The 18821-nt window shown below is 64.7% G+C and carries 15 protein-coding genes; 13 read left to right on the top strand and 2 right to left on the bottom strand.

The genetic code is table 11. From position 1 onward, the window contains the following. Positions 1-2: 2 nt before the first annotated feature. The 12 genes from rqpR (at position 3) to ACYVNQ_RS25475 (ending at position 13826) form a co-directional block, all read left to right on the top strand. Positions 3-659 (top strand): response regulator transcription factor RqpR, encoded by a 657-nt coding sequence (gene rqpR / locus ACYVNQ_RS25420; protein WP_460905939.1) that lies wholly within the window; start codon positions 3-5, stop codon positions 657-659. Positions 660-927: 268 nt separating this feature from the next. Continuing rightward, positions 928-2331, top strand: coding sequence for an amino acid permease (locus ACYVNQ_RS25425; RefSeq protein WP_460905941.1), 1404 nt, complete (start codon positions 928-930; stop codon positions 2329-2331). A 446-nt stretch (positions 2332-2777) separates the two neighbouring features. Further along, positions 2778-3275, top strand: a complete 498-nt coding sequence (locus ACYVNQ_RS25430; RefSeq protein WP_460905943.1) for a (2Fe-2S)-binding protein — start codon at positions 2778-2780, stop codon at positions 3273-3275. Positions 3276-3285: 10 nt separating this feature from the next. Beyond that, positions 3286-5676 carry a xanthine dehydrogenase family protein molybdopterin-binding subunit gene (locus ACYVNQ_RS25435; RefSeq protein ID WP_460905945.1) on the top strand — a complete coding sequence of 797 codons (2391 nt, stop codon included), beginning with the start codon at positions 3286-3288 and terminating at the stop codon, positions 5674-5676. Between the two features lie 14 nt (positions 5677-5690). After that, the gene (locus ACYVNQ_RS25440) at positions 5691-6491 is read left to right on the top strand and encodes an FAD binding domain-containing protein (RefSeq protein ID WP_460905947.1); all 801 of its coding nucleotides are present in this window, start codon (positions 5691-5693) and stop codon (positions 6489-6491) included. Positions 6492-6605: 114 nt separating this feature from the next. Beyond that, positions 6606-7502, top strand: a complete 897-nt coding sequence (locus ACYVNQ_RS25445) for an AAA family ATPase (RefSeq protein WP_460906097.1) — start codon at positions 6606-6608, stop codon at positions 7500-7502. Between the two features lie 143 nt (positions 7503-7645). Further along, on the top strand, positions 7646-8833 hold the full coding sequence (locus ACYVNQ_RS25450) for a vWA domain-containing protein (protein ID WP_460906099.1): 1188 nt from the start codon (positions 7646-7648) through the stop codon (positions 8831-8833). Between the two features lie 36 nt (positions 8834-8869). Further along, positions 8870-9436 carry a CoxG family protein gene (locus ACYVNQ_RS25455; protein ID WP_460905949.1) on the top strand — a complete coding sequence of 189 codons (567 nt, stop codon included), beginning with the start codon at positions 8870-8872 and terminating at the stop codon, positions 9434-9436. Beyond that, complete coding sequence (locus ACYVNQ_RS25460; protein WP_460905951.1) at positions 9409-10458, top strand: XdhC family protein; 1050 nt, start codon at positions 9409-9411, stop codon at positions 10456-10458. Before ACYVNQ_RS25455 ends, ACYVNQ_RS25460 begins: the two co-directional genes overlap by 28 nt. A gap of 178 nt (positions 10459-10636) precedes the next feature. Further along, entirely contained in the window at positions 10637-11185 is a 549-nt protein-coding gene (locus ACYVNQ_RS25465) for a type II toxin-antitoxin system RelE/ParE family toxin (protein ID WP_460905953.1), read from the top strand. After that, on the top strand, positions 11109-11504 hold the full coding sequence (locus tag ACYVNQ_RS25470; protein ID WP_460905955.1) for an XRE family transcriptional regulator: 396 nt from the start codon (positions 11109-11111) through the stop codon (positions 11502-11504). Before ACYVNQ_RS25465 ends, ACYVNQ_RS25470 begins: the two co-directional genes overlap by 77 nt. A 246-nt stretch (positions 11505-11750) precedes the next feature. After that, on the top strand, positions 11751-13826 hold the full coding sequence (locus ACYVNQ_RS25475; protein WP_460905957.1) for a DUF3857 domain-containing transglutaminase family protein: 2076 nt from the start codon (positions 11751-11753) through the stop codon (positions 13824-13826). Between the two features lie 88 nt (positions 13827-13914). On the opposite strand, the gene ACYVNQ_RS25480 is transcribed toward ACYVNQ_RS25475, so the two are convergent. Both ACYVNQ_RS25480 and ACYVNQ_RS25485 read right to left on the bottom strand, forming a co-directional pair. Further along, positions 13915-14937: a serine/threonine protein kinase gene (locus tag ACYVNQ_RS25480; protein ID WP_460905959.1), complete on the bottom strand. Its 1023-nt coding sequence runs from the start codon at positions 14935-14937 to the stop codon at positions 13915-13917. Between the two features lie 66 nt (positions 14938-15003). Then, positions 15004-15216: a hypothetical protein gene (locus ACYVNQ_RS25485; RefSeq protein WP_460905961.1), complete on the bottom strand. Its 213-nt coding sequence runs from the start codon at positions 15214-15216 to the stop codon at positions 15004-15006. A 425-nt stretch (positions 15217-15641) separates the two neighbouring features. Between ACYVNQ_RS25485 and ACYVNQ_RS25490 the strand changes: the two genes are divergently transcribed. Further along, positions 15642-18821 (top strand): efflux RND transporter permease subunit, encoded by a 3180-nt coding sequence (locus ACYVNQ_RS25490; RefSeq protein ID WP_460905963.1) that lies wholly within the window; start codon positions 15642-15644, stop codon positions 18819-18821.

Here is an 18821-nt window from a genome sequence, read left to right on the forward strand (position 1 = left end):
CGATGAACCTGCGCATCCTCCTTGCCGAAGATCACGCCGTGGTACGCCAGGGCGTTCGCCAGTTGCTGCTCGACCGCGGCGTCGCAAGCGACGTCGCCGAGGCACAGACCGGCGCCGAGGCGCTGACCGAAGCGGTCAAGCACGCGTACGACGTGGTTCTGCTCGACATCTCGCTGCCCGACCTGAACGGCGTCGAAGTGCTGAAGCGTCTGAAGCGCAAAGTGCCGCGCGTGCCGGTGCTGATGTTTTCGATGTACCGCGAAGACCAGTACGCAGTGCGCGCGCTGAAAGCCGGCGCAGCGGGCTACCTGTCGAAGACGGTCGATGCCGCGCAGATGATCGCCGCGATCCAGCAGGTCGCGGCTGGCCGCAAATACGTGAGCCCGGCGATGGCCGAGGCGCTGGCCGACTACGTGTCGTTCGACGGCGAGCAGATGCCGCACGAGAAGCTGTCCGACCGCGAATACCAGACGCTGTGCATGCTCGCATCCGGCAAGCGGCTGACCGATATCGCGAATGCGCTATCGCTGTCGGTAAAGACGGTCAGCGTGTACCGCACACGGCTGCTCGAGAAAATGAAGCTGCGCAACAACGCGGAGCTCACCTTCTACGTGATGTCGAACCGGCTCGTCGATCTGAATCCGGCGATGACCGCCTGATCGGCCCTGGCTGTCCAGGCTGGCCGCGCTGATCGGCTCCGCTCAACCTGTTCAAGCGGTTTGCCCCCTGCCGACGCGCCTGCCACCGGCGCCGTCCGCACTGCCGGAACCGTGCGCGGCAGGCCAGACATGACGCCCGCTCGCGCCATCTCAAATTTGGCGACGGCCGATCCTTCAGCAACCCAAAAGATCCCGGCGCCGATCCGCTAAAATTGAGGGTTTCACGGCATCCGGCGCGCCCCACGCGCCTTTACGAGACCCACCGCCAATGTCCGTTTTCCGCAAGAAGAACGTCGAACACATGCTGGCCGGCGCGCGCAACGCCGGCCTGAAGAAAGCGCTCGGCGCACTCGACCTGACCTTCCTCGGCGTCGGCGCCATCATCGGCACCGGCATTTTCGTGTTGACCGGCACCGGCGCCGTGCAAGCCGGCCCGGCGCTGATGATTGCCTTCGTGTTCGCGGCGATCGCCTGCGGCTTCGCCGCGCTCGCCTACGCCGAGTTCGCATCGACCATCCCGGTCGCAGGCTCGATCTACACCTACTCGTACGCAACGTTAGGCGAACTCGCCGCGTGGATCATCGGCTGGGACCTGATGCTCGAATACGGGCTCGCCACGTCGGCGGTCTCGGTCGGCTGGTCCGGCTATCTGCAGTCGCTGCTGTCGGGTTTCGGCATCTCGCTGCCGGTCATCCTCAGCGCGGCGCCCGGCGCATTGCCCGGCCACACCACGCTGTTCAACCTGCCGGCGTTCCTCGTGATGATGGCGATCACCACGCTGCTGTCGGTCGGCGTGCGCGAGTCGACCCGCATCAATAATGTGATGGTTGCGATCAAGGTGATCGTCGTGCTGCTGGTGATCGCCGTCGGCGTATTTCACGTGAAGCCGGCCAACTGGCATCCGTTCATGCCGAACGGCTGGTCCGGCGTATTCGGCGCGGCAGCCGTGATGTTCTTTGCGTTCATCGGTTTCGATTCGGTATCGTCGGCGGCGGAAGAGGTGAAGAATCCGAAGCGCGACCTGCCGATCGGCATCATTGCGTCGCTCGCGGTGTGCGCGGTGCTGTACGTGGTGGTGGCCGCCGTCGTGACCGGCATCGTGCCGTCCGCGCAGTTCGCGAACATTTCGCACCCGGTGTCGTATGCGTTGCAGGTCGCGGGCCAGACGTGGGTGGCCGGCTTCATCGACCTGGGCGCCGTGCTCGGCATGCTGACCGTGATTCTCGTGATGGCCTACGGCCAGACCCGCGTGATCTTCGCGATGTCACGCGACGGCCTGCTGCCTGCCGCGCTGTCGCGCGTGCACCCACGCTTTGCCACGCCGTTTCTGACCACCTGGCTGTGCGGGCTGTTCTTCGGTCTGATCGGCGCGCTGGTGCCGCTCAATGTGCTTGCCGAACTGATCAACATCGGCACGCTTGCGGCCTTTTCGATGGTGTCGATTGCCGTACTGATCCTGCGCCGTACGCATCCCGAACTGCCGCGCGCCTTCCGTTGCCCCGGCGTGCCGGTCGTGCCGGTGCTCGCGGTCGCGTCGTGCGTGTTCCTGATGGTGAACCTCGCCGCGATCACGTGGATCGCGTTTATCGTGTGGCTCGCGATCGGCATGCTGATCTACTTCGGCTACGCGCGCCGCCATTCGAAGCTCGCGCACGGCGCAACGCCTCACTGAACCCGGCCAGCGGCAGTCCGCGGATGCAGGCGACAGTCTGTTTGCCGGAAGCGCAAAGCCTGAAGCCACAAGCGCGCCGCAGCCGCTTGTGGCGATATACCCATCTGCAGAGCGCGCCGCCGCGCCGCACCTCTCGCGGCCCAGCGCGGCTTCCTTACTAACCCACTCCAGGCAGTTCAAACAGCACGGCCGCCACACGCGAGCGCGCCGTCTTTTGTCGTGCTCGCCGTCGGCAAATGCGGCCTGCGGATATGCCCAGCGATACGCCACGCATCGAACGCCGCGCCCCGCGACGATTTCCCCCGATAGCCGCCCCCGCCGATTTGTGCTTTACTTTTCGCTCACCAAATACAAACAGCACCAACCGAACCGGACCCTCAGCAGGCAGGCGGAAGGTAGTGAATGTGGGCCCGCACCGGTCTCGATCCCCACCCAGGAGACAGTTCATGGCGATCAGCATCAGTCTGACGGTGAACGGCGCGCCCGTTACCGCGAACGTCGAGTCCAACACGCTACTTGTTCAGTTTTTGCGCGATCAGCTGCGGCTGACCGGCACGCATATCGGCTGCGATACAGCTCAATGCGGCGCCTGCACGATTCATCTGAACGGGCGCGCGATCAAGTCGTGCAACATCCTCGCCGTGCAGGCGGAAGGCGCAACGCTCACGACAATTGAAGGCTTGTCGCAGAACGGCCAGCTGCATCCGATGCAGGCCGCCTTTCGCGAGTGCCATGGGCTGCAGTGCGGGTTCTGCACACCGGGCATGGTGATGAGTGCAACCGCACTGGTCGCGACGCAGCCTGATTTGAGCGAGGCCGACGTGCGCGCCCAGCTCGACGGCAACCTGTGCCGCTGTACCGGGTATCACAACATCGTCAAGGCGATCGTGCAGGGCGCTGCCGCCATGCAACCGGAAGTCGCCGCCGCTGCCAAAGCCGCTTGAGGAGCCGACGATGAACGCACCCGAAACCCATCGCATGATTGGCGCCTCCGTCAAACGCAAGGAAGACGCGCGTTTTCTCACCGGCGCCGGCCAATACACCGACGACGTGGTCCTGCCGCAGCAAAGCTATGCGGTGTTCCTGCGCTCGCCGCATGCGCACGCGCGCATCAACAGCATCGATACGACCGCGGCCAGACAGGCGCCGGGCGTGATCGCGATCTTCACCGGCGCGGATATGGCGGCGGACAACGTCGGCGGGCTGCCGTGCGGCTGGCTGATTCACAGCGTCGACGGCAAGCCGATGCACGAGCCCGCACATCCTGTGATCGCGCACACCAAGGTGCGCCATGTCGGCGACCAGGTCGCGCTGGTGATCGCCGAATCGGTCAGCGCTGCCAAAGACGCGCTGGAGCTGATCGAAGTCGATTACGACGTGCTGTCGGCCACGGTCGATACCGCGCACGCGGCCGATCCGGGCCAGCCGGCCGTGCACGACGACGTGCCGGACAACACCTGCTACACGTGGGGCCACGGCGACAAGGCCGCCACCGACGCAGCCTTTGCCAAGGCCGCGCACGTCACGACGCTCGACATCGTCAACAACCGCCTCGTGCCGAACGCGATCGAACCGCGGGCGGTGAACACGGCCTGGTCGCCCGCCGACGACAGCTACACGGTGTATGTGTCGAACCAGAACCCGCACGTCGAACGGCTGCTGATGGCCGCCTTCGTGCTCGCGCTGCCCGAATCGAAGGTGCGGGTGATCGCGCCTGACGTCGGCGGCGGCTTCGGTTCGAAGATCTTTCTGTACGCGGAAGACGTCGCGGTGACATGGGCGTCAAAAAAGGTGCGCCGCCCGGTGAAGTGGACCGCTGAGCGATCCGAAGCATTTCTGTCCGATGCGCACGGCCGCGATCACGTGACGAAGGCTGAGCTCGCCATCGACGGCAACGGCAAGTTCCTTGCGATGCGCGTGCACACGATCGCCAACATGGGCGCGTATCTGTCGACCTTCGCGTCGAGCGTGCCGACGATCCTTTATGCGACGCTGCTGGCCGGCCAGTACGCGACGCCTGCTATCTATGCCGAAGTGAAAGCGGTGTTCACCAACACCGTGCCGGTCGATGCCTATCGCGGCGCGGGTCGGCCTGAGGCGACCTACGTAGTGGAGCGGCTCGTCGAAACCGCGGCGCGCGAGCTGAACCTGGCGCCCGCCGAATTGCGGCGCCGCAACTTCATCCGCTCGTTCCCGTACGCGACGCCGGTCGGACTCACCTACGACACCGGCGACTACGACACGATCCTCGATCGCGCGATGGTACTGGCCGACGTCGACGGCTTCGCCGCCCGCCGGCAAGCGTCCGAGCAGAACGGCAAGCGCCGCGGCCTCGGCTACTCGTGCTACATCGAAGCGTGCGGCCTCGCGCCATCGAACGTCGCGGGCGCACTCGGCGCGCGCGCGGGCCTGTTCGAAGCGGGCGAGATCCGCGTGCATCCGACCGGCTCGGTCACCGTGTTCACCGGTTCGCACAGCCACGGCCAGGGGCACGAGACGACCTTCGCGCAGGTGGTGGCGGACCGGCTCGGCGTTGCGCTCGAAAACATCGACATCGTGCACGGCGACACCGGCCGCATTCCGTTCGGCATGGGCACCTACGGCTCGCGTTCGATAGCGGTCGGCGGCTCGGCGATCATGAAGGCGCTCGACAAGATCGAGGCGAAAGCGAAGAAGATCGCCGCGCATCTGCTCGAAGCATCGGCCGACGATATCGAGTTCAAGGACGGCATCTTCCGCGTAGCCGGCACGGACCGCACGAAGGCGTTCGCCGACGTATCGCTGGCTGCCTACGTGCCGCACAACTACCCGCTCGACAAGCTCGAGCCCGGTCTCGACGAAAGCGCGTTCTACGATCCGACCAACTTCACGTATCCGGCCGGCGCGTATATCTGCGAGATCGAAGTCGATACCGACACCGGCGAGGCGCGCATCCAGCGCTTCACCGCCGTCGACGATTTCGGCAACGTGATCAATCCGATGATCGTCGAAGGCCAGGTGCACGGCGGCCTCGGCCAGGGCATCGGTCAGGCGATGCTCGAGCGCTGCGTGTACGACAACGAAAGCGGCCAGCTGCTGTCCGGTTCGTATATGGACTACGCGATGCCGCACGCGTCGGATCTGCCGGACTTCACGGTGGAAACGGCCAAGGGCACGCCGTGTACGCACAATCCGCTCGGCGTGAAGGGCTGCGGCGAGGCAGGCGCGATCGGCTCGCCGCCGGCGGTGATCAATGCGCTGATCGACGCGCTCGCGCCGCTCGGCGTGACCGATCTGCAGATGCCGGCCACGCCGCACCGCATCTGGTCCGCGCTGGAAGCCGCGCGCACCGCTAAACAACCCTGAGCCGAGGAGCCGACATGTACACCTTCGAATATCAACGTGCAGCCGACCCGAAAGCCGCGGTAACGGCGCTCGCAGCGGACGCCGATGCCAAATATCTGGCCGGCGGCCAAAGCCTGTTGCCGACCATGCGCCTGCGCCTCGCGCAGCCGAGCCAGCTGATCGACGTGACGCGCATCGCGGCGTTGAAGGAAATCCGCGCAGACGCAAAGATGGTTTCGATCGGCGCCGCGGTATGCCATGCGGACGTCGCGAGCCACGCGGACGTGCGCCGCCTGCTGCCCGGCCTCGCCGAGCTCGCCGCGCATATCGGCGACCGTCAGGTGCGCTCGCTCGGCACGCTCGGCGGCTCGCTCGCCAACGACGACCCGGCGGCATGCTATCCGGCCGCAGTGCTCGGCCTTGACGCAACGGTGGTGACCGACCGCCGGCGCATCTCCGCCGGGGACTTTTTCGTCGGCATGTACGAGACCGCGCTCGCCGCGGACGAACTGATCGTCTCGGTCGAGTTCCCGCTGGTCGAACGGGCCGCTTATGAGAAGTTCAGGAATCCGGCCTCTCACTTCGCGCTGGTCGGCGTGTTCGTCGCGAAGCAGGCCGGCGGCAGCGTGCGCGTGGCGGTAACCGGTGCGGCGCCTTCGGTATTTCGCGTGCCGGAACTCGAAAAGGCGTTGTCGGCGGACTTTTCGCCGGCCGCGGCGCGCGCGGTGACGGTGTCGGCGCAAGGTCTCAACACGGACCTGCACGCAAGCGCAGAATATCGTGCACACCTGATTCCGATCATCGCCGCACGCGCGGTCGAGCGGGCCAACGGCTAGGCGATCGATTACGCGTTGCCGTCGCGCAGTGCATGGCCCGGCGCGTCCGGGCCGTGCAGCACTGCGTGAACGCGGCCTGCGCGCTTTCCGTTCGAGACCATCATGTCCATCGCCATGCCGCCCGCCTCCATCGACGACACTCTCGCGCAACTCGGCGCACAAAGCTACTTTGCGAGCCGCGAACTCGCGACCGCGCTGTTCCTCGCGCTGCGCATGGAGCGGCCGCTGTTCGTCGAAGGCGAACCGGGCGTCGGCAAGACCGAGCTGGCGAAGGCGGCGGCGGGCATGCTCGGCACGTCGATGTTGCGGCTGCAGTGCTACGAGGGCCTCGACACCGCGAGCGCGCTTTACGAATGGGACTACCCGCGGCAAATCATGGCGCTGCGCGTGGCCGAAGCGGCCGGCGAGCGGCCGGACAGCCACACGCTGTACCGCAGCGAATTCCTGCTGAAGCGGCCGCTGCTGCAGGCACTGCTGCCCGACGAGCAGCACCCGGGCGCGCGCCGCGTGCTGCTGATCGACGAAATCGATCGCGCCGACGAACCGTTCGAGGCGTTTCTGCTGGAGCTGCTGTCCGACTTCCAGGTGTCGATCCCCGAGTACGGTACCGTGCGAGCCGACCAGCGGCCGCTCGTGGTGATGACGTCGAACCGCACGCGCGAAGTGCACGACGCGTTGAAACGGCGCTGCCTGTACCAGTGGATCGGCTACCCAGACCGCGAGCGCGAGCTGGCGATCGTCGCGGCGCGCGCGCCCGAAACCAGCGCTGAGCTGCAGCGGCGCGCGGTCGATTTCGTGCATCGGCTACGCAGCATGGATCTGTTCAAGGCGCCGGGCATCGCGGAAACGATCGACTGGTGCCGCGCGCTCGCTGCGTTGAGCGTGACGGAACTGGATCCGCAATCGGTGCAGGACACGCTTGGGGTGCTGCTGAAGTATCAGGACGATCTTGCTCAACTCAACACTGAGCAGATCGAACAGTGCCTGACGACCACGGAGCCACGCGCGTGACGACCGGACCTGGGCGCGACGACCGGCTGGACATTGTGCGTGGCGCGCAGGGCGGGGCGTTGGGTGTGTCTGGTGTGTCGGGTGCATCGCCTCGCGCGCGCCCGCAAGCGCCGGTATCCGCGCTCACCCCAGACACCCCCGAGATAGCCGGCTTCCCTGCGATCGCCCGCAACGTCGTGCATTTCGTGCGGCTGTTGCGCGCGGCCGGCTTGCCGATGTCGCCGGCACAAACCGTCGACGCGCTCGCCGCACTGCGCTGGATCGACCTCACACGCCGCGACGACGTACGCTCGGCACTGGCGGCGCTGCTCGTGTGCGCGCCTGACGAGCGCGACCTGTTCAATGCTGCCTTCGACCTGTTCTGGCGCGACCCGGATTGGGAAGGCAAGCTGCGCGCGTTGCTGCTGCCAAAAGTAGGCGACGGCATGCCGCCGCCAAAGCGCAACAACCGGCTGGCCGACGCGCTCGCGGTACGCGCACCGGCAACCAGCAAGGCGCGCAACCCGCCGCCGACCGAGCAGCACGAGCTACACGCCCACGTCACCTTCAGCGCCGAAGAGCGCTTACGCCACCGCGACTTCGACACGCTCACCGCAGACGAATGGCGCACGCTGCGCCATGTGATCCGCAGCCACCGGATGCCTCTGGCACTGGAACCGACGCGGCGCCTGAAAGCGGCTTCGCGCGGCACCCACGCGGATCTGCGCGCGAGTGCGCGGCACGCGGTGCGCGCCGGCGGCGACTGGACGGTGTGGAAATACCGCGCCGTAGTGGAGCGCAAACCGCCGTTGGTACTGCTGCTCGACATCTCGGGTTCGATGAGCAGTTATTCGCGCGCGGTGCTGTACTTCTGCCACGCGCTGCTGCAATCGCGTGAACGGCTGCAGGTGTTCCTGTTCGGCACGCGGCTGACCAACGCGACGCGCGCGCTGCGCGAACGCGATCCGGACGTGGCGATCGCCGCGCTTACCGACCAGGTGCTGGACTGGTCCGGCGGCACGCGCATCGGCGCGGCGCTTGCCGAATTCAACCGGCGCTGGGCACGTCGCGTGCTCGCCGGCAGGGCGACCGTTGTATTCGTGACCGACGGTCTCGATCACGAAGCGATCGACCTGCTCAGCGCTGAAATGGCCCGCCTGCGCCGCTTTGCGCACCGCATCGTGTGGCTCAACCCGTTGTTGCGCTACCGCGAATTCACGCCGAAAGCGCGCGGCGTGCAGGCGATCCTGCCGCACGTGGATGCACACCGGCCAGTTCATAATCTCGACAGCCTCGCCGCATTCGGCCGCGATCTGGCCCAACTGACCCAGCTGACCCGCGCGAGGCCGTAACCCGGCAAACGTGAGGATATCCTCAGGAGCGACGCCATGGAATTGACCGAAAGTTATAAGCTGCCCGTCCCGCAACAACGTGCGTGGGAAGCGCTGAACGACACCGAGATCCTGCGCGCATCGATTCCGGGCTGCGAAAGCATTGATCCCGACGGCGAAAATGCGTATGTGGTATCGATGAGTGCGTCGGTCGGTCCTGTTAAGGCGCGCTTCAAAGGGCGTATGCTGCTCACCGACATCGACGCGCCGCATACGTATACCATCGTGTTCGAAGGTCAGGGCGGGGCGGCCGGCTTCGGCAAAGGCAACGCCCACGTAACCCTCGAGCCGGATGGCGATGAAGCCACCACGCTTGCCTACACGGCAAACGCACAGGTGGGCGGCAAGCTGGCGCAGATCGGCTCACGGCTGGTCGACGGCGCCGCGCGCAAGATCGCCGGCGAATTTTTCAAGCGCTTCAGCGCGCAGGTAACCGGCGCGGACGCTGGCGCGGGCGATACTTCCGCCCACGCTGACGAGCAAACAGACGCCACCGCGCAAATCGCGGACGGCACCGAAACGAAAGGAAAGAAATCATGGACAGCGTGGATCTCGAAGTCCTGAAATCCAGCGCACGCTGGCTCGAAGAGGGCCACCGGGCGTTGCTGGTCACGGTGGTGAAGACGTGGGGTTCTTCGCCACGGCCGGAAGGCGCGATGCTGACGGTGCGCGACGACGGGCTGGTGGTTGGCTCGGTATCGGGCGGCTGCATCGAAGACGATCTGATCGACCGCGTGCGCCGCCGCGGTATCGAGCAGACCCGGCCGGAAGCCGTCAAATACGGCATCAGTGCCGAAGAGGCGCATCGCTTCGGACTGCCGTGCGGCGGCACGATCCAGCTGGTGCTCGAACCGCTGACGCTGGCAAGCGGCATTGCCGAACTGTGCGAGGCGGTCGAAGACGGACGGCTGGTGGCGCGCACACTCGACATGGCGAACGGCGCGGTGCATTACGGTCCGGCGCAGGCCACCGACGGCGTCGACTTCAACGAACTGCGCCTGTTGACCATTCACGGGCCGCGCTACCGGATGCTGGTGATCGGCGCCGGGCAGCTGTCGCGCTATCTGTGCAACATCGCCGTGGGCCTCGATTATCAGGTGACGGTGTGCGACCCGCGCGAAGAATACACCGACGAGTGGAACGTGCCCGGCACGAAGATCGTGCGCACGATGCCCGACGATACCGTGCTCGACATGAAGCTCGACGAACGCTGCGCGGTGATCGCACTCACGCACGACCCGAAGCTCGACGACCTCGCGCTGATGGAAGCGCTGAAGACGCCTGCGTTTTATGTCGGCGCGCTGGGCTCGCGCCGCAACAATGCGGCGCGCCGCGAGCGTCTGAAGGAATTCGATCTGACCGATACCGAACTGGCGCGGCTGCATGGGCCGGTCGGCATTTATATCGGCAGCCGCACGCCGCCGGAAATCGCGGTGTCGATTCTCGCCGAGGTCACGGCTGCCAAGAACGGCGTATCGCTGCCGACGCTGCTGCAGGTGGAAGGCGCAAAGGCCGCGCGTGAAATCGCCGCGAACGGCGGTACGGTGTGCGGCGTCGTGGCCGACTTCAGCGCACCGCATCGATAGATAGAAAGCGGTACCGCCTGCCGGCTGGCGCATGCGACGTGCGGTGGCCGCAGGCACGCTTGCAGTGGCCTTGCTCGCTGCCATTGCCTCCATGGCACGTTGCGACGCCCTCGCTCCCCATCGTTAGCCATTCGGCTGACTGCCCGACCAACCTCGATATCCCTAGCATAAAGCCTCATTGCTGCCGAGCCGCGCCGCGCGCGCCGGCAGCGGCGTGCGTGCCGGCCGCCGTGCCGCCACGTCGAAATTTCCGTCAATCATTCCCTTGACGGAATATTCACCGGAGGCTATATTTATGTCGTGGAACGTCGAATACACCAACTTCTTCGGCGAGTGGTGGGACGCTTTGGGCGAGTCCGAACAGGAGTCGGTTGCGGCTTCAGTCAGGCTGCTCGAAGAGTACGGTCCGGAATTGCGTCATCCGTATTCGAGCCAGATAAAGGGCTCACAGTTTGGTCAGTTGCGCGCATTGCGCGTCCAGCATGAGGGGGAACCCTATCGTGTGCTGTATGCGTTCGATCCCACGCGCACCGCCATCCTGCTGTTGGGTGGCAACAAGACCGGCCAGGGCCGCTGGTACGAACGGAACATTCCGCATGCCGAAGCATTGTTTCGCGAGCATCTCGCGCAATTGAAAGAGGAAAACGATCATGGCCAAGAAGTTTGCCGATTTGCGGGCCAAAATGTCACCCGCCTCCCAAGCCCGCGCCGACGAGAAGGCGCGTGAGCTGATGGCCGAGATGGCGCTCGGCGATCTGCGCCGCGCGCGCGGCCTGTCGCAGGAAGAACTGGCGGCGGCGCTGCAGGTGAAGCAGCCGAGCGTCGCCAAGTTCGAGCAGCGCTCGGACATGTACCTGTCCACGCTGCGCGACCATATCCGCGCGTTAGGCGGTGAGCTCGAGATCATCGCGCGCTTTCCCGATGGTGCGGTGAAGCTGGCCAATCTGGGCACATCCGTTGAAGACGCCGTGCAGCACCGGGAAGCGCAGCAGGAAGAAGCACCTCAGCAAGTGGATGCACCCAAACGCCTGGCGTCGCGCGGTTAGTGTCACCGCGCGCTGCGCCTTGGTACTGCTTGCTGCCGGCGGACGCCGTGCGCGCTCGTGTCTTCAGCGTTATCGTGCTGTTGCAGGCCTGTGTGCGCCCGCCGCTTGACAACAGATTTGTGGAAACTTTAAGTGTCGCAATGGACTTGAGGCTTCGCAAGAACATCGCCCGCTTGTTTGTCCGCTATTACCCGGTCCTCCGCCAGCTCATTTGCCCGCTCCTCATTTGCCCGCTGATCCGACCTCATGCGCAACCTCACGCGTTTCTTTGCGTCTGCCCTTGTCGTCGCTGCACAGTTGAGCAGCGGCGCAGCGGCGGCAAGCGGCAACACCGGCTCTGCTTCGACCGGCGGCGGGCCGCTTTCCAACCAGTTCGCCAACCCGCCCACGGTTTCCAGCGCTGAAACCAACCCGAGCGCCCAGCCCGTCGAGCCGTACACAAACGAACGGGAGACACAAACCTTCACCGTCAACGCAGACGGTTCATATGCGAAGGTCGACGAAATGACCTTGCGCGTGAATACCGAAGCCGGCGTGGCGCGCGTGGCGCAGTACTACATCTGGTTCAACCGCAATATGGCGAGCGTCGACATTCTCGAGGCTTACACGACAGGCGCCGATGGCGTACGCCATGACGTCCAGCCCGAGCAGATCCGCGACGTGCAGGAAGCCCGCTCGTTCGACGCGCCGACCTTCCAGGACATCCTCGAAAAGGTGATCGTATTTCCCGCGGTGGAGCCGGGCGCACGCGTCCATCTGAAGTACCGCAAAAACCAGCAGGTGCCGATCGTGCCCGGCTATTTCAGCGACTTCACGCCGCCCGATCTCGCGCCCACGCACAATTTCACGCTGATCTACGACCTGCCGGCCGGTAAGCCGCTCTACTCCGATGCTCGCGGCTTCACCGCGGAACCGGCGGTCACGCGCGACGGCCGCACCCGCTATGTGTTTCGCTACGACAAGGCGCGCTTCGGCCGCCTCGAATACGGCTCGATCTCGTATGTGAGCTACGGCGACCGCTTGATGGTGTCGACCTATCGCGACTACGCGGACTTTGCCGCGACATACCGCGCATCGGCAATCGATCCGAGCGCGAACGACGCCGCGATCGGCAAGCTCGCGCGTACGCTGACCGCCGCGGATTCCACACCGCGCGCGCAGGCGAAAACGCTGTACGACTGGGTGCGCAAGAACATCCGCTATGTCGCGGTCAACGTGGGGCGCGGCGCGGTCGTACCGCATCGCGCCGCCGATGTGCTCAAGTTGCGCTACGGCGATTGCAAGGATCATGTCGCGCTATACGGCGCATTGCTGGACGCCGTCGGCATCCGCAACGAACCCGCGCTGATCAACAGCGGCTCGATCTATTCGTTGCCGTCCGTGCCCGGCTTCGGCGTGCTCAATCATGTGATCACCTGGCTGCCCGACCTGCAGATCTATGCCGATTCGACCGCGCCCAATGTCGGCTTCGGCTATCTGCCTGCCGGCGATATGAACCGGCCCGCGGTGCTGGTCAACCAGGGCACGCTGGCCCATACACCGGCAACCGAAGCAATGGCGCGCAACACAGATCTGACGATCACGGTCGCGCCGGACGGCTCGGCAAGCTTCGTCTATCAGCTAGAAGCAAACGGCTGGGCCGCGGAGCAGGCGCGTACGCTGCTGCGCATGCAAACGCCCGCGCAGCGCGAAGAATCGATTCAGGCAGAGCTACGCTCGGTCAATCTGACCGGCAGCGCGACACTCGCCACGAACGGCCTCGACGTCGCCGAAGGTCCGCTGGTGATCACCATGAAAGGCACGCTGGAAGATTTCGTGTTGCCGGGCGCTGCCGCGTCGATTCCGGCGTTGACCAGTTTCGTCGGCGGTTTCCAGTCGGATGCGCGCTACTGGCTGGGCGAACGGCAGCGCACGCAGCCATTCATCTGCCGCAATGTGGCGCTGCATGAACGCGCGCGCATCGCACTACCCGCGAACTTCGAGGTATTGGACATGCCCGAAGCCGCAGAGGCGGATGACCATTTCGTCGATTTCCGCTCGAGCTACCGCTACGATCGCGCGTCGAACGCAATCACGATGACACGCGACGGCAGCACGCGCTTTGCAAGCGAAGTGTGTTCGCCCGGCGAATTCGCACAAATGCGGGCGGGCATGGAAACCATCGGGCGGGATGTCCGTGCGCAGGTCATCGTCAAATCGACGCTGCCGGGCACCGCGCGCGCCGGCGCGGCAGCGCCGGCCGCGTCGAACGGCTCCGCACAAAACGAGCTGCCGGTCTTTAAACCGGCAAGGCAATCGAAAGTCGTCGCTGAAGCGCCTTGAACGCGCACCGCACCGTTTGACGCAATTGCAGCATCGCAGGCTTACGGCGCGGCACCCGCAGCAACCGCCGCAACCGCACCGGCACGCATCACACCGGCCACAGCGGCCCTTCCTGCATCGCGCCGATCTGCTCGCGCAATTCGAGAATGCGGTCTTCCCAATAGCGCTGTTTGTTGAACCACGGAAATGCAGCGGGAAACGCCGGATCGTTCCAGCGCCGCGCGAGCCACGCCGCGTAGTGAATCAGCCGCAGCGTGCGCAGCGCTTCGACCAGATGCAGTTCGCGCGGCTCGAACTCGCAGAAGTCCTCATAGCCCGCAAGCAGATCGGTCAGCGCGCGCGACGCCTCGTGGCGCTCACCAGGCAGCAACAGCCACAAATCCTGCACGGCGGGCGCCATTCTGCTGTCGTCGAAATCGACGAAATGCGGCCCTGCGTCGGTCCATAGCACGTTGCTCGGGTGGCAGTCGCCGTGCGTGCGCAACAAGTCGATTTCGCCCGCACGCTCAAACGCCTGTTCGACGCCTTCCAGTGCGAGATTCACTACCGTAAGCCACGCTTCGCGCAGGTCCGACGGCACGAAGCCCTCCGTCAGCAGGAACTCGCGCGACTCATAACCGAAGCTCTGAATGTCGAGAGTCGGCCGTTCGACATAGCGCTGCGTGCGGCCCACCGCATGAATGCGCCCGATGAACCGCCCCAGCCACTCGAGCGTATCGCGCCGGTCCAGATCCGGCGCCCGGCCGCCGCGACGCTCGAAGATCGAGAAGCGAAAGCCCTCGAATTCATGCAGCGTGCGGCCTTCAAACTCACGCGCCGGCACCGCCGGAATCTCGCGCGCAGCAAGCTCGCTGACGAACGCGTGTTCCTCGAGAATCGCCGCATCGGTCCAGCGTTCTGGCCTGTAGAACTTGGCGACCACCGGCGCGCCATCTTCGACGCCGATCTGGTACACGCGGTTCTCATAGCTGTTGAGCGGCAGCATGCGGCCGTCAGTGCGTACACCGACCGTCATCAGCACGGTGTCGAGCGCATCGAGCACGCGTTCCGGCGTGAGCCGGGCGAAGGGGACAGCGGCGCTGCCCTCGGGATCGTGGGTTTCGTCGTTCATGCCGCATTGTGCGCCGCGCCGCCGTCTGTGACGAGCGTTGCAGCGCACACGCGGCGTTGCACTCGCCTAGTGGACCTGGGTACCGGCCGGACGCACGAGGTCGCCGGTGTCGATCAGGTCTTCGAGAAAGAAGGGTTCGGTGCTCAGTTGCGTGGACGTGCCGGGTTCGCCTGCGTACCAGGTGACCATGGCCATGTCGCCGAGAATGCGCATCACGATGCCGCGTGCGCCGTGCGGGACAGCGATATGAACGGAACGAACAATAGAACCGACTTGCATGATATTTCCCCGTTCCATCTGCCGGCTTTATGATTGCGCCGGTCAATGTGACGATAAAAACGCCCTTCGTGCGAACCGTTGTGCACGCACCCGATTCGAAAATGAAAGGGGCAGGCTCATAGTTACCACCGGTTTGTTACGTCATCATTGATACCACATTACACGCGCGTTCAAACCATAAACAAAAAGGGCGTGCCCATTAATTCAATGACGTCCGCCATAAATTCGACTTACGAAACGCTGACTTGTAACGTGCAGTAACAGACCGATGATAAACCGTTCGGCATGCAACTCGCGAAACTGGACATGTACACTACGATACGCGTTATATTCCTGTCGCGCGCGGTGACCAGCTTGCCGCGCCGGCGCTACGCTCGCTGCCTCGGCGGCGCCGTCCCTTCGGCCCTCAACGGACCGCACCGTACATGTGGATAGTTCGTCTCGCGCTGCGGCGCCCCTATACGTTTGTCGTTCTCGCGCTGCTGCTGATGATCGTCGGGCCGCTGACGATCCTGCGCACGCCTACCGACATCTTCCCGAACATCGATATTCCGGTTCTATCGGTGATCTGGACATTCCAGGGTCTTCCCGCAGACGAGATGGAACGGCGCATCGTGCTCAATTACGAGCGCAGCCTGTCCACGAGCGTCAACGATATCGAGCACGTCGAATCGTCTTCGCTGAATGGCATTGCGGTCATCAAGATCTTCTTTCAGCCTCACGCAAATATTCAGGAAGCGCTCGCGCAGGTCACGGCACTGTCGCAATCGCAACTGCGTTCGCTGCCGGCCGGCATCACGCCGCCAAACATCCTGCGCTACAACGCGTCGACGGTCCCGATTCTGCGGCTCGCGTTATCGTCGCCGACGCTTACCGAGCAGGAACTGTTCGACTACGGCAATAACTTCCTGAAGACCGAACTCGCGACGGTACCGGGCGCATCGGCACCGCTGCCCTATGGCGGCAAGCAGCGGCAGATCATGGTCGACATCGATTCGCGCAAGCTGCAGGAGCGCAATCTGTCGCCGATGGACGTGGTCAATTCGATCACCGCGCAAAACCTGATCGTGCCGACCGGCACCGCGAAAATCGGCTCGACCGAATACTCGGTGCAGATGAACGGCAGCCCGGATTCGCTCGCGGGTCTGAACAACATTCCGATCAAGACCACCGCGAACGGCACCGTCTATATCCGCGACGTCGCGCACGTACGCGACGGCTTCCAGCCGCAGACCAACATCGTGCGGGTGGACGGCCAGCGTGCGGCGTTGCTGACGATCAACAAGAGCGGCAATACGTCGACGCTCGAGATCGTCAGCCGCATCAAGGAGATGATGCCGATCCTGCACAACCTTGTGCCCGAGTCAATGAAGATCGATCCGGTGGCGGACCAATCGATCTTTGTTCGCGCGTCGGTGCAGGGCGTGCTGCGCGAGGCGCTGATCGCCGCGTGCCTGACTGGCCTGATGATCCTGCTGTTTCTCGGCAGCTGGCGCGCTACGCTGATCATCGCGGTATCGATTCCGCTGTCGATGATCACGTCGATCATCGCGCTGTCGGCGTTGGGCGAGACGATCAACATCATGACGCTCGGCGGTCTCGCGCTCGCGGTCGGGATTCTGGTCGACGATGCGACGGTGGCGATCGAGAACATCAGCCATCAGCTGGAGCAGGGCAAGAACCTCGAACAGGCCATTCTCGATGGCGCCGCCCAGATCGCCGTGCCGACGCTGGTGTCGACCTTGTCGATCTGTATCGTGTTCGTGCCGATGTTCCTGCTTTCAGGCGTCGCGCACTATCTGTTCATTCCGCTTGCAGAAGCGGTGGTGTTCGCGATGCTCGCGTCGTACTTCTTCTCGCGTACGCTGGTGCCGACGCTGGCGAAGTATCTGCTGCGCAATCACCATCGTCCCGAGGACATGCACGCGCACGCGAGAACGCGCAACCCGTTCATGCGCGTGCACCTCGCGTTCGAGCGCGGTTTTTCGGTTCTGCGTGAGCGCTACCGGCGCTTTCTGGTGGCGCGCGTCGCACGTCCCGGTCCGTTCACCGCCGGCTTTCTGGTGTGCTGTCTGCTGTCGCTGCTGCTGATTCCGTTTCTCGGCCGCGACTTCTTCCCGTCGGTCGACGCGGGCACGATCGCGCTGCATCTGCGCGCGAAAACCGGCATGCGCGTCGAGGAAACCGCGGTCATCACCGATCGCGTCGATACGCGGATTCGCCAGCTGATTCCGCGCGACGAACTGCATTCGATCATCGACAACATCGGCTTGCCGGTGTCGGGTATCAACCTGTCGTACTCGAACACCGGCACGATCGGCACATCGGATGCGGACGTCCTGATCGCGCTGAACGAAGACCATCGTCCGACTGCCGACTACGTGCGCATACTGCGCCGCACGCTGACCGACGAATTCCCCGGCGTGCAGTTCTCGTTCCTGCCGGCGGACATCGTCAGCCAGACGCTGAACTTCGGCGCGCCCTCGCCGATCGACGTGCAAATCGTCGGCCGCAACGTGGCGGCCAATCGCGTGTTCGCCGCGCAGCTGCTGAACAAGCTGCGCAACATCCCGGGCCTCGCGGATGCGCGCATCCAGCAGCCCGCGGACTTGCCGCGCATCTTCATCGACGTCGACCGCACGCGCGCCCAGCAGGCCGGCTTTTCGCAGCACGACGTCGCCAGCGATCTGCTGATCACGCTGTCGGGCAGCCAGCAGACCACGCCGACTTTCTGGCTCAATCCGCGCAACGGCGTCAGCTATAACGTGATCACCGAAGCGCCGCAGTACACGATGGATTCGCTGCAGTCGCTCGCCAACATTCCGCTTACCGCGAACGGCCACAGCAACATTCTCGGCGCGCTGTCGACGATGCACCGGCAGGCCGGCAACGCGGTGCTCACGCACTACAACGCGCAAACCACGATCGATATTTACGGCACGGCCGACGGCCGCGATCTCGGCGCGGTGTCCGACGACATCAACAAGATCATCGCGGATTCGAAAGCCCAATTGCCGAAGGGCTCGACCATCGAGCTGCGCGGCCAGGTGCAGACGATGAACTCGTCGTTCAACGGCCTGTTCGCCGGCCTCGTGTTCGCGATCGTGCTGGTGTATCTGCTGATCGTCGTGAACTTCCAGTCGTGGCTCGATCCGTTCATCATCATTACCGGCCTGCCGGGCGCGCTCGCGGGGATCGTCTGGATTTTGTTCCTCACGCATACGACGCTGTCGATTCCGGCGCTGACCGGCGCGATCATGTGTATCGGCATTGCGACCGCGAACTCGATCCTGGTGGTCAGCTTCGCGCGCGAGCAACTGCTCGAACACGGCGACGCCGTGCGCGCCGCAATCGAAGCGGGCTTCACACGTTTCCGTCCGGTGCTGATGACCGCACTCGCGATGGTGATCGGCATGGTGCCGATGGCAATCGGTCTGGGCGAAGGCGGCGAACAGAATGCGCCGCTCGGCCGCGCGGTGATCGGCGGTCTGACGATCGGCACGCTGGCCACGCTGGTGTTCGTGCCGGTGGTGTTTTCGATGATCTACAGGCGGCTTGCCGAGCGGCGCCAGCAGGCCGCGGCGCACGTCGTGCAAAAGCCGTGA

Source organism: Paraburkholderia jirisanensis (genome assembly GCF_054782355.1).

Coding starts and splice junctions, on each gene's coding strand:
- rqpR (WP_460905939.1), top strand. CDS start 3: ATGAACCTGCGCATCCTCCTTGCCGAAGATCACGCCGTGGTACGCCAG.
- ACYVNQ_RS25425 (WP_460905941.1), top strand. CDS start 928: ATGTCCGTTTTCCGCAAGAAGAACGTCGAACACATGCTGGCCGGCGCG.
- ACYVNQ_RS25430 (WP_460905943.1), top strand. CDS start 2,778: ATGGCGATCAGCATCAGTCTGACGGTGAACGGCGCGCCCGTTACCGCG.
- ACYVNQ_RS25435 (WP_460905945.1), top strand. CDS start 3,286: ATGAACGCACCCGAAACCCATCGCATGATTGGCGCCTCCGTCAAACGC.
- ACYVNQ_RS25440 (WP_460905947.1), top strand. CDS start 5,691: ATGTACACCTTCGAATATCAACGTGCAGCCGACCCGAAAGCCGCGGTA.
- ACYVNQ_RS25445 (WP_460906097.1), top strand. CDS start 6,606: ATGCCGCCCGCCTCCATCGACGACACTCTCGCGCAACTCGGCGCACAA.
- ACYVNQ_RS25455 (WP_460905949.1), top strand. CDS start 8,870: ATGGAATTGACCGAAAGTTATAAGCTGCCCGTCCCGCAACAACGTGCG.
- ACYVNQ_RS25460 (WP_460905951.1), top strand. CDS start 9,409: ATGGACAGCGTGGATCTCGAAGTCCTGAAATCCAGCGCACGCTGGCTC.
- ACYVNQ_RS25470 (WP_460905955.1), top strand. CDS start 11,109: ATGGCCAAGAAGTTTGCCGATTTGCGGGCCAAAATGTCACCCGCCTCC.
- ACYVNQ_RS25475 (WP_460905957.1), top strand. CDS start 11,751: ATGCGCAACCTCACGCGTTTCTTTGCGTCTGCCCTTGTCGTCGCTGCA.
- ACYVNQ_RS25480 (WP_460905959.1), bottom strand. CDS start 14,937: ATGAACGACGAAACCCACGATCCCGAGGGCAGCGCCGCTGTCCCCTTC.
- ACYVNQ_RS25485 (WP_460905961.1), bottom strand. CDS start 15,216: ATGCAAGTCGGTTCTATTGTTCGTTCCGTTCATATCGCTGTCCCGCAC.
- ACYVNQ_RS25490 (WP_460905963.1), top strand. CDS start 15,642: ATGTGGATAGTTCGTCTCGCGCTGCGGCGCCCCTATACGTTTGTCGTT.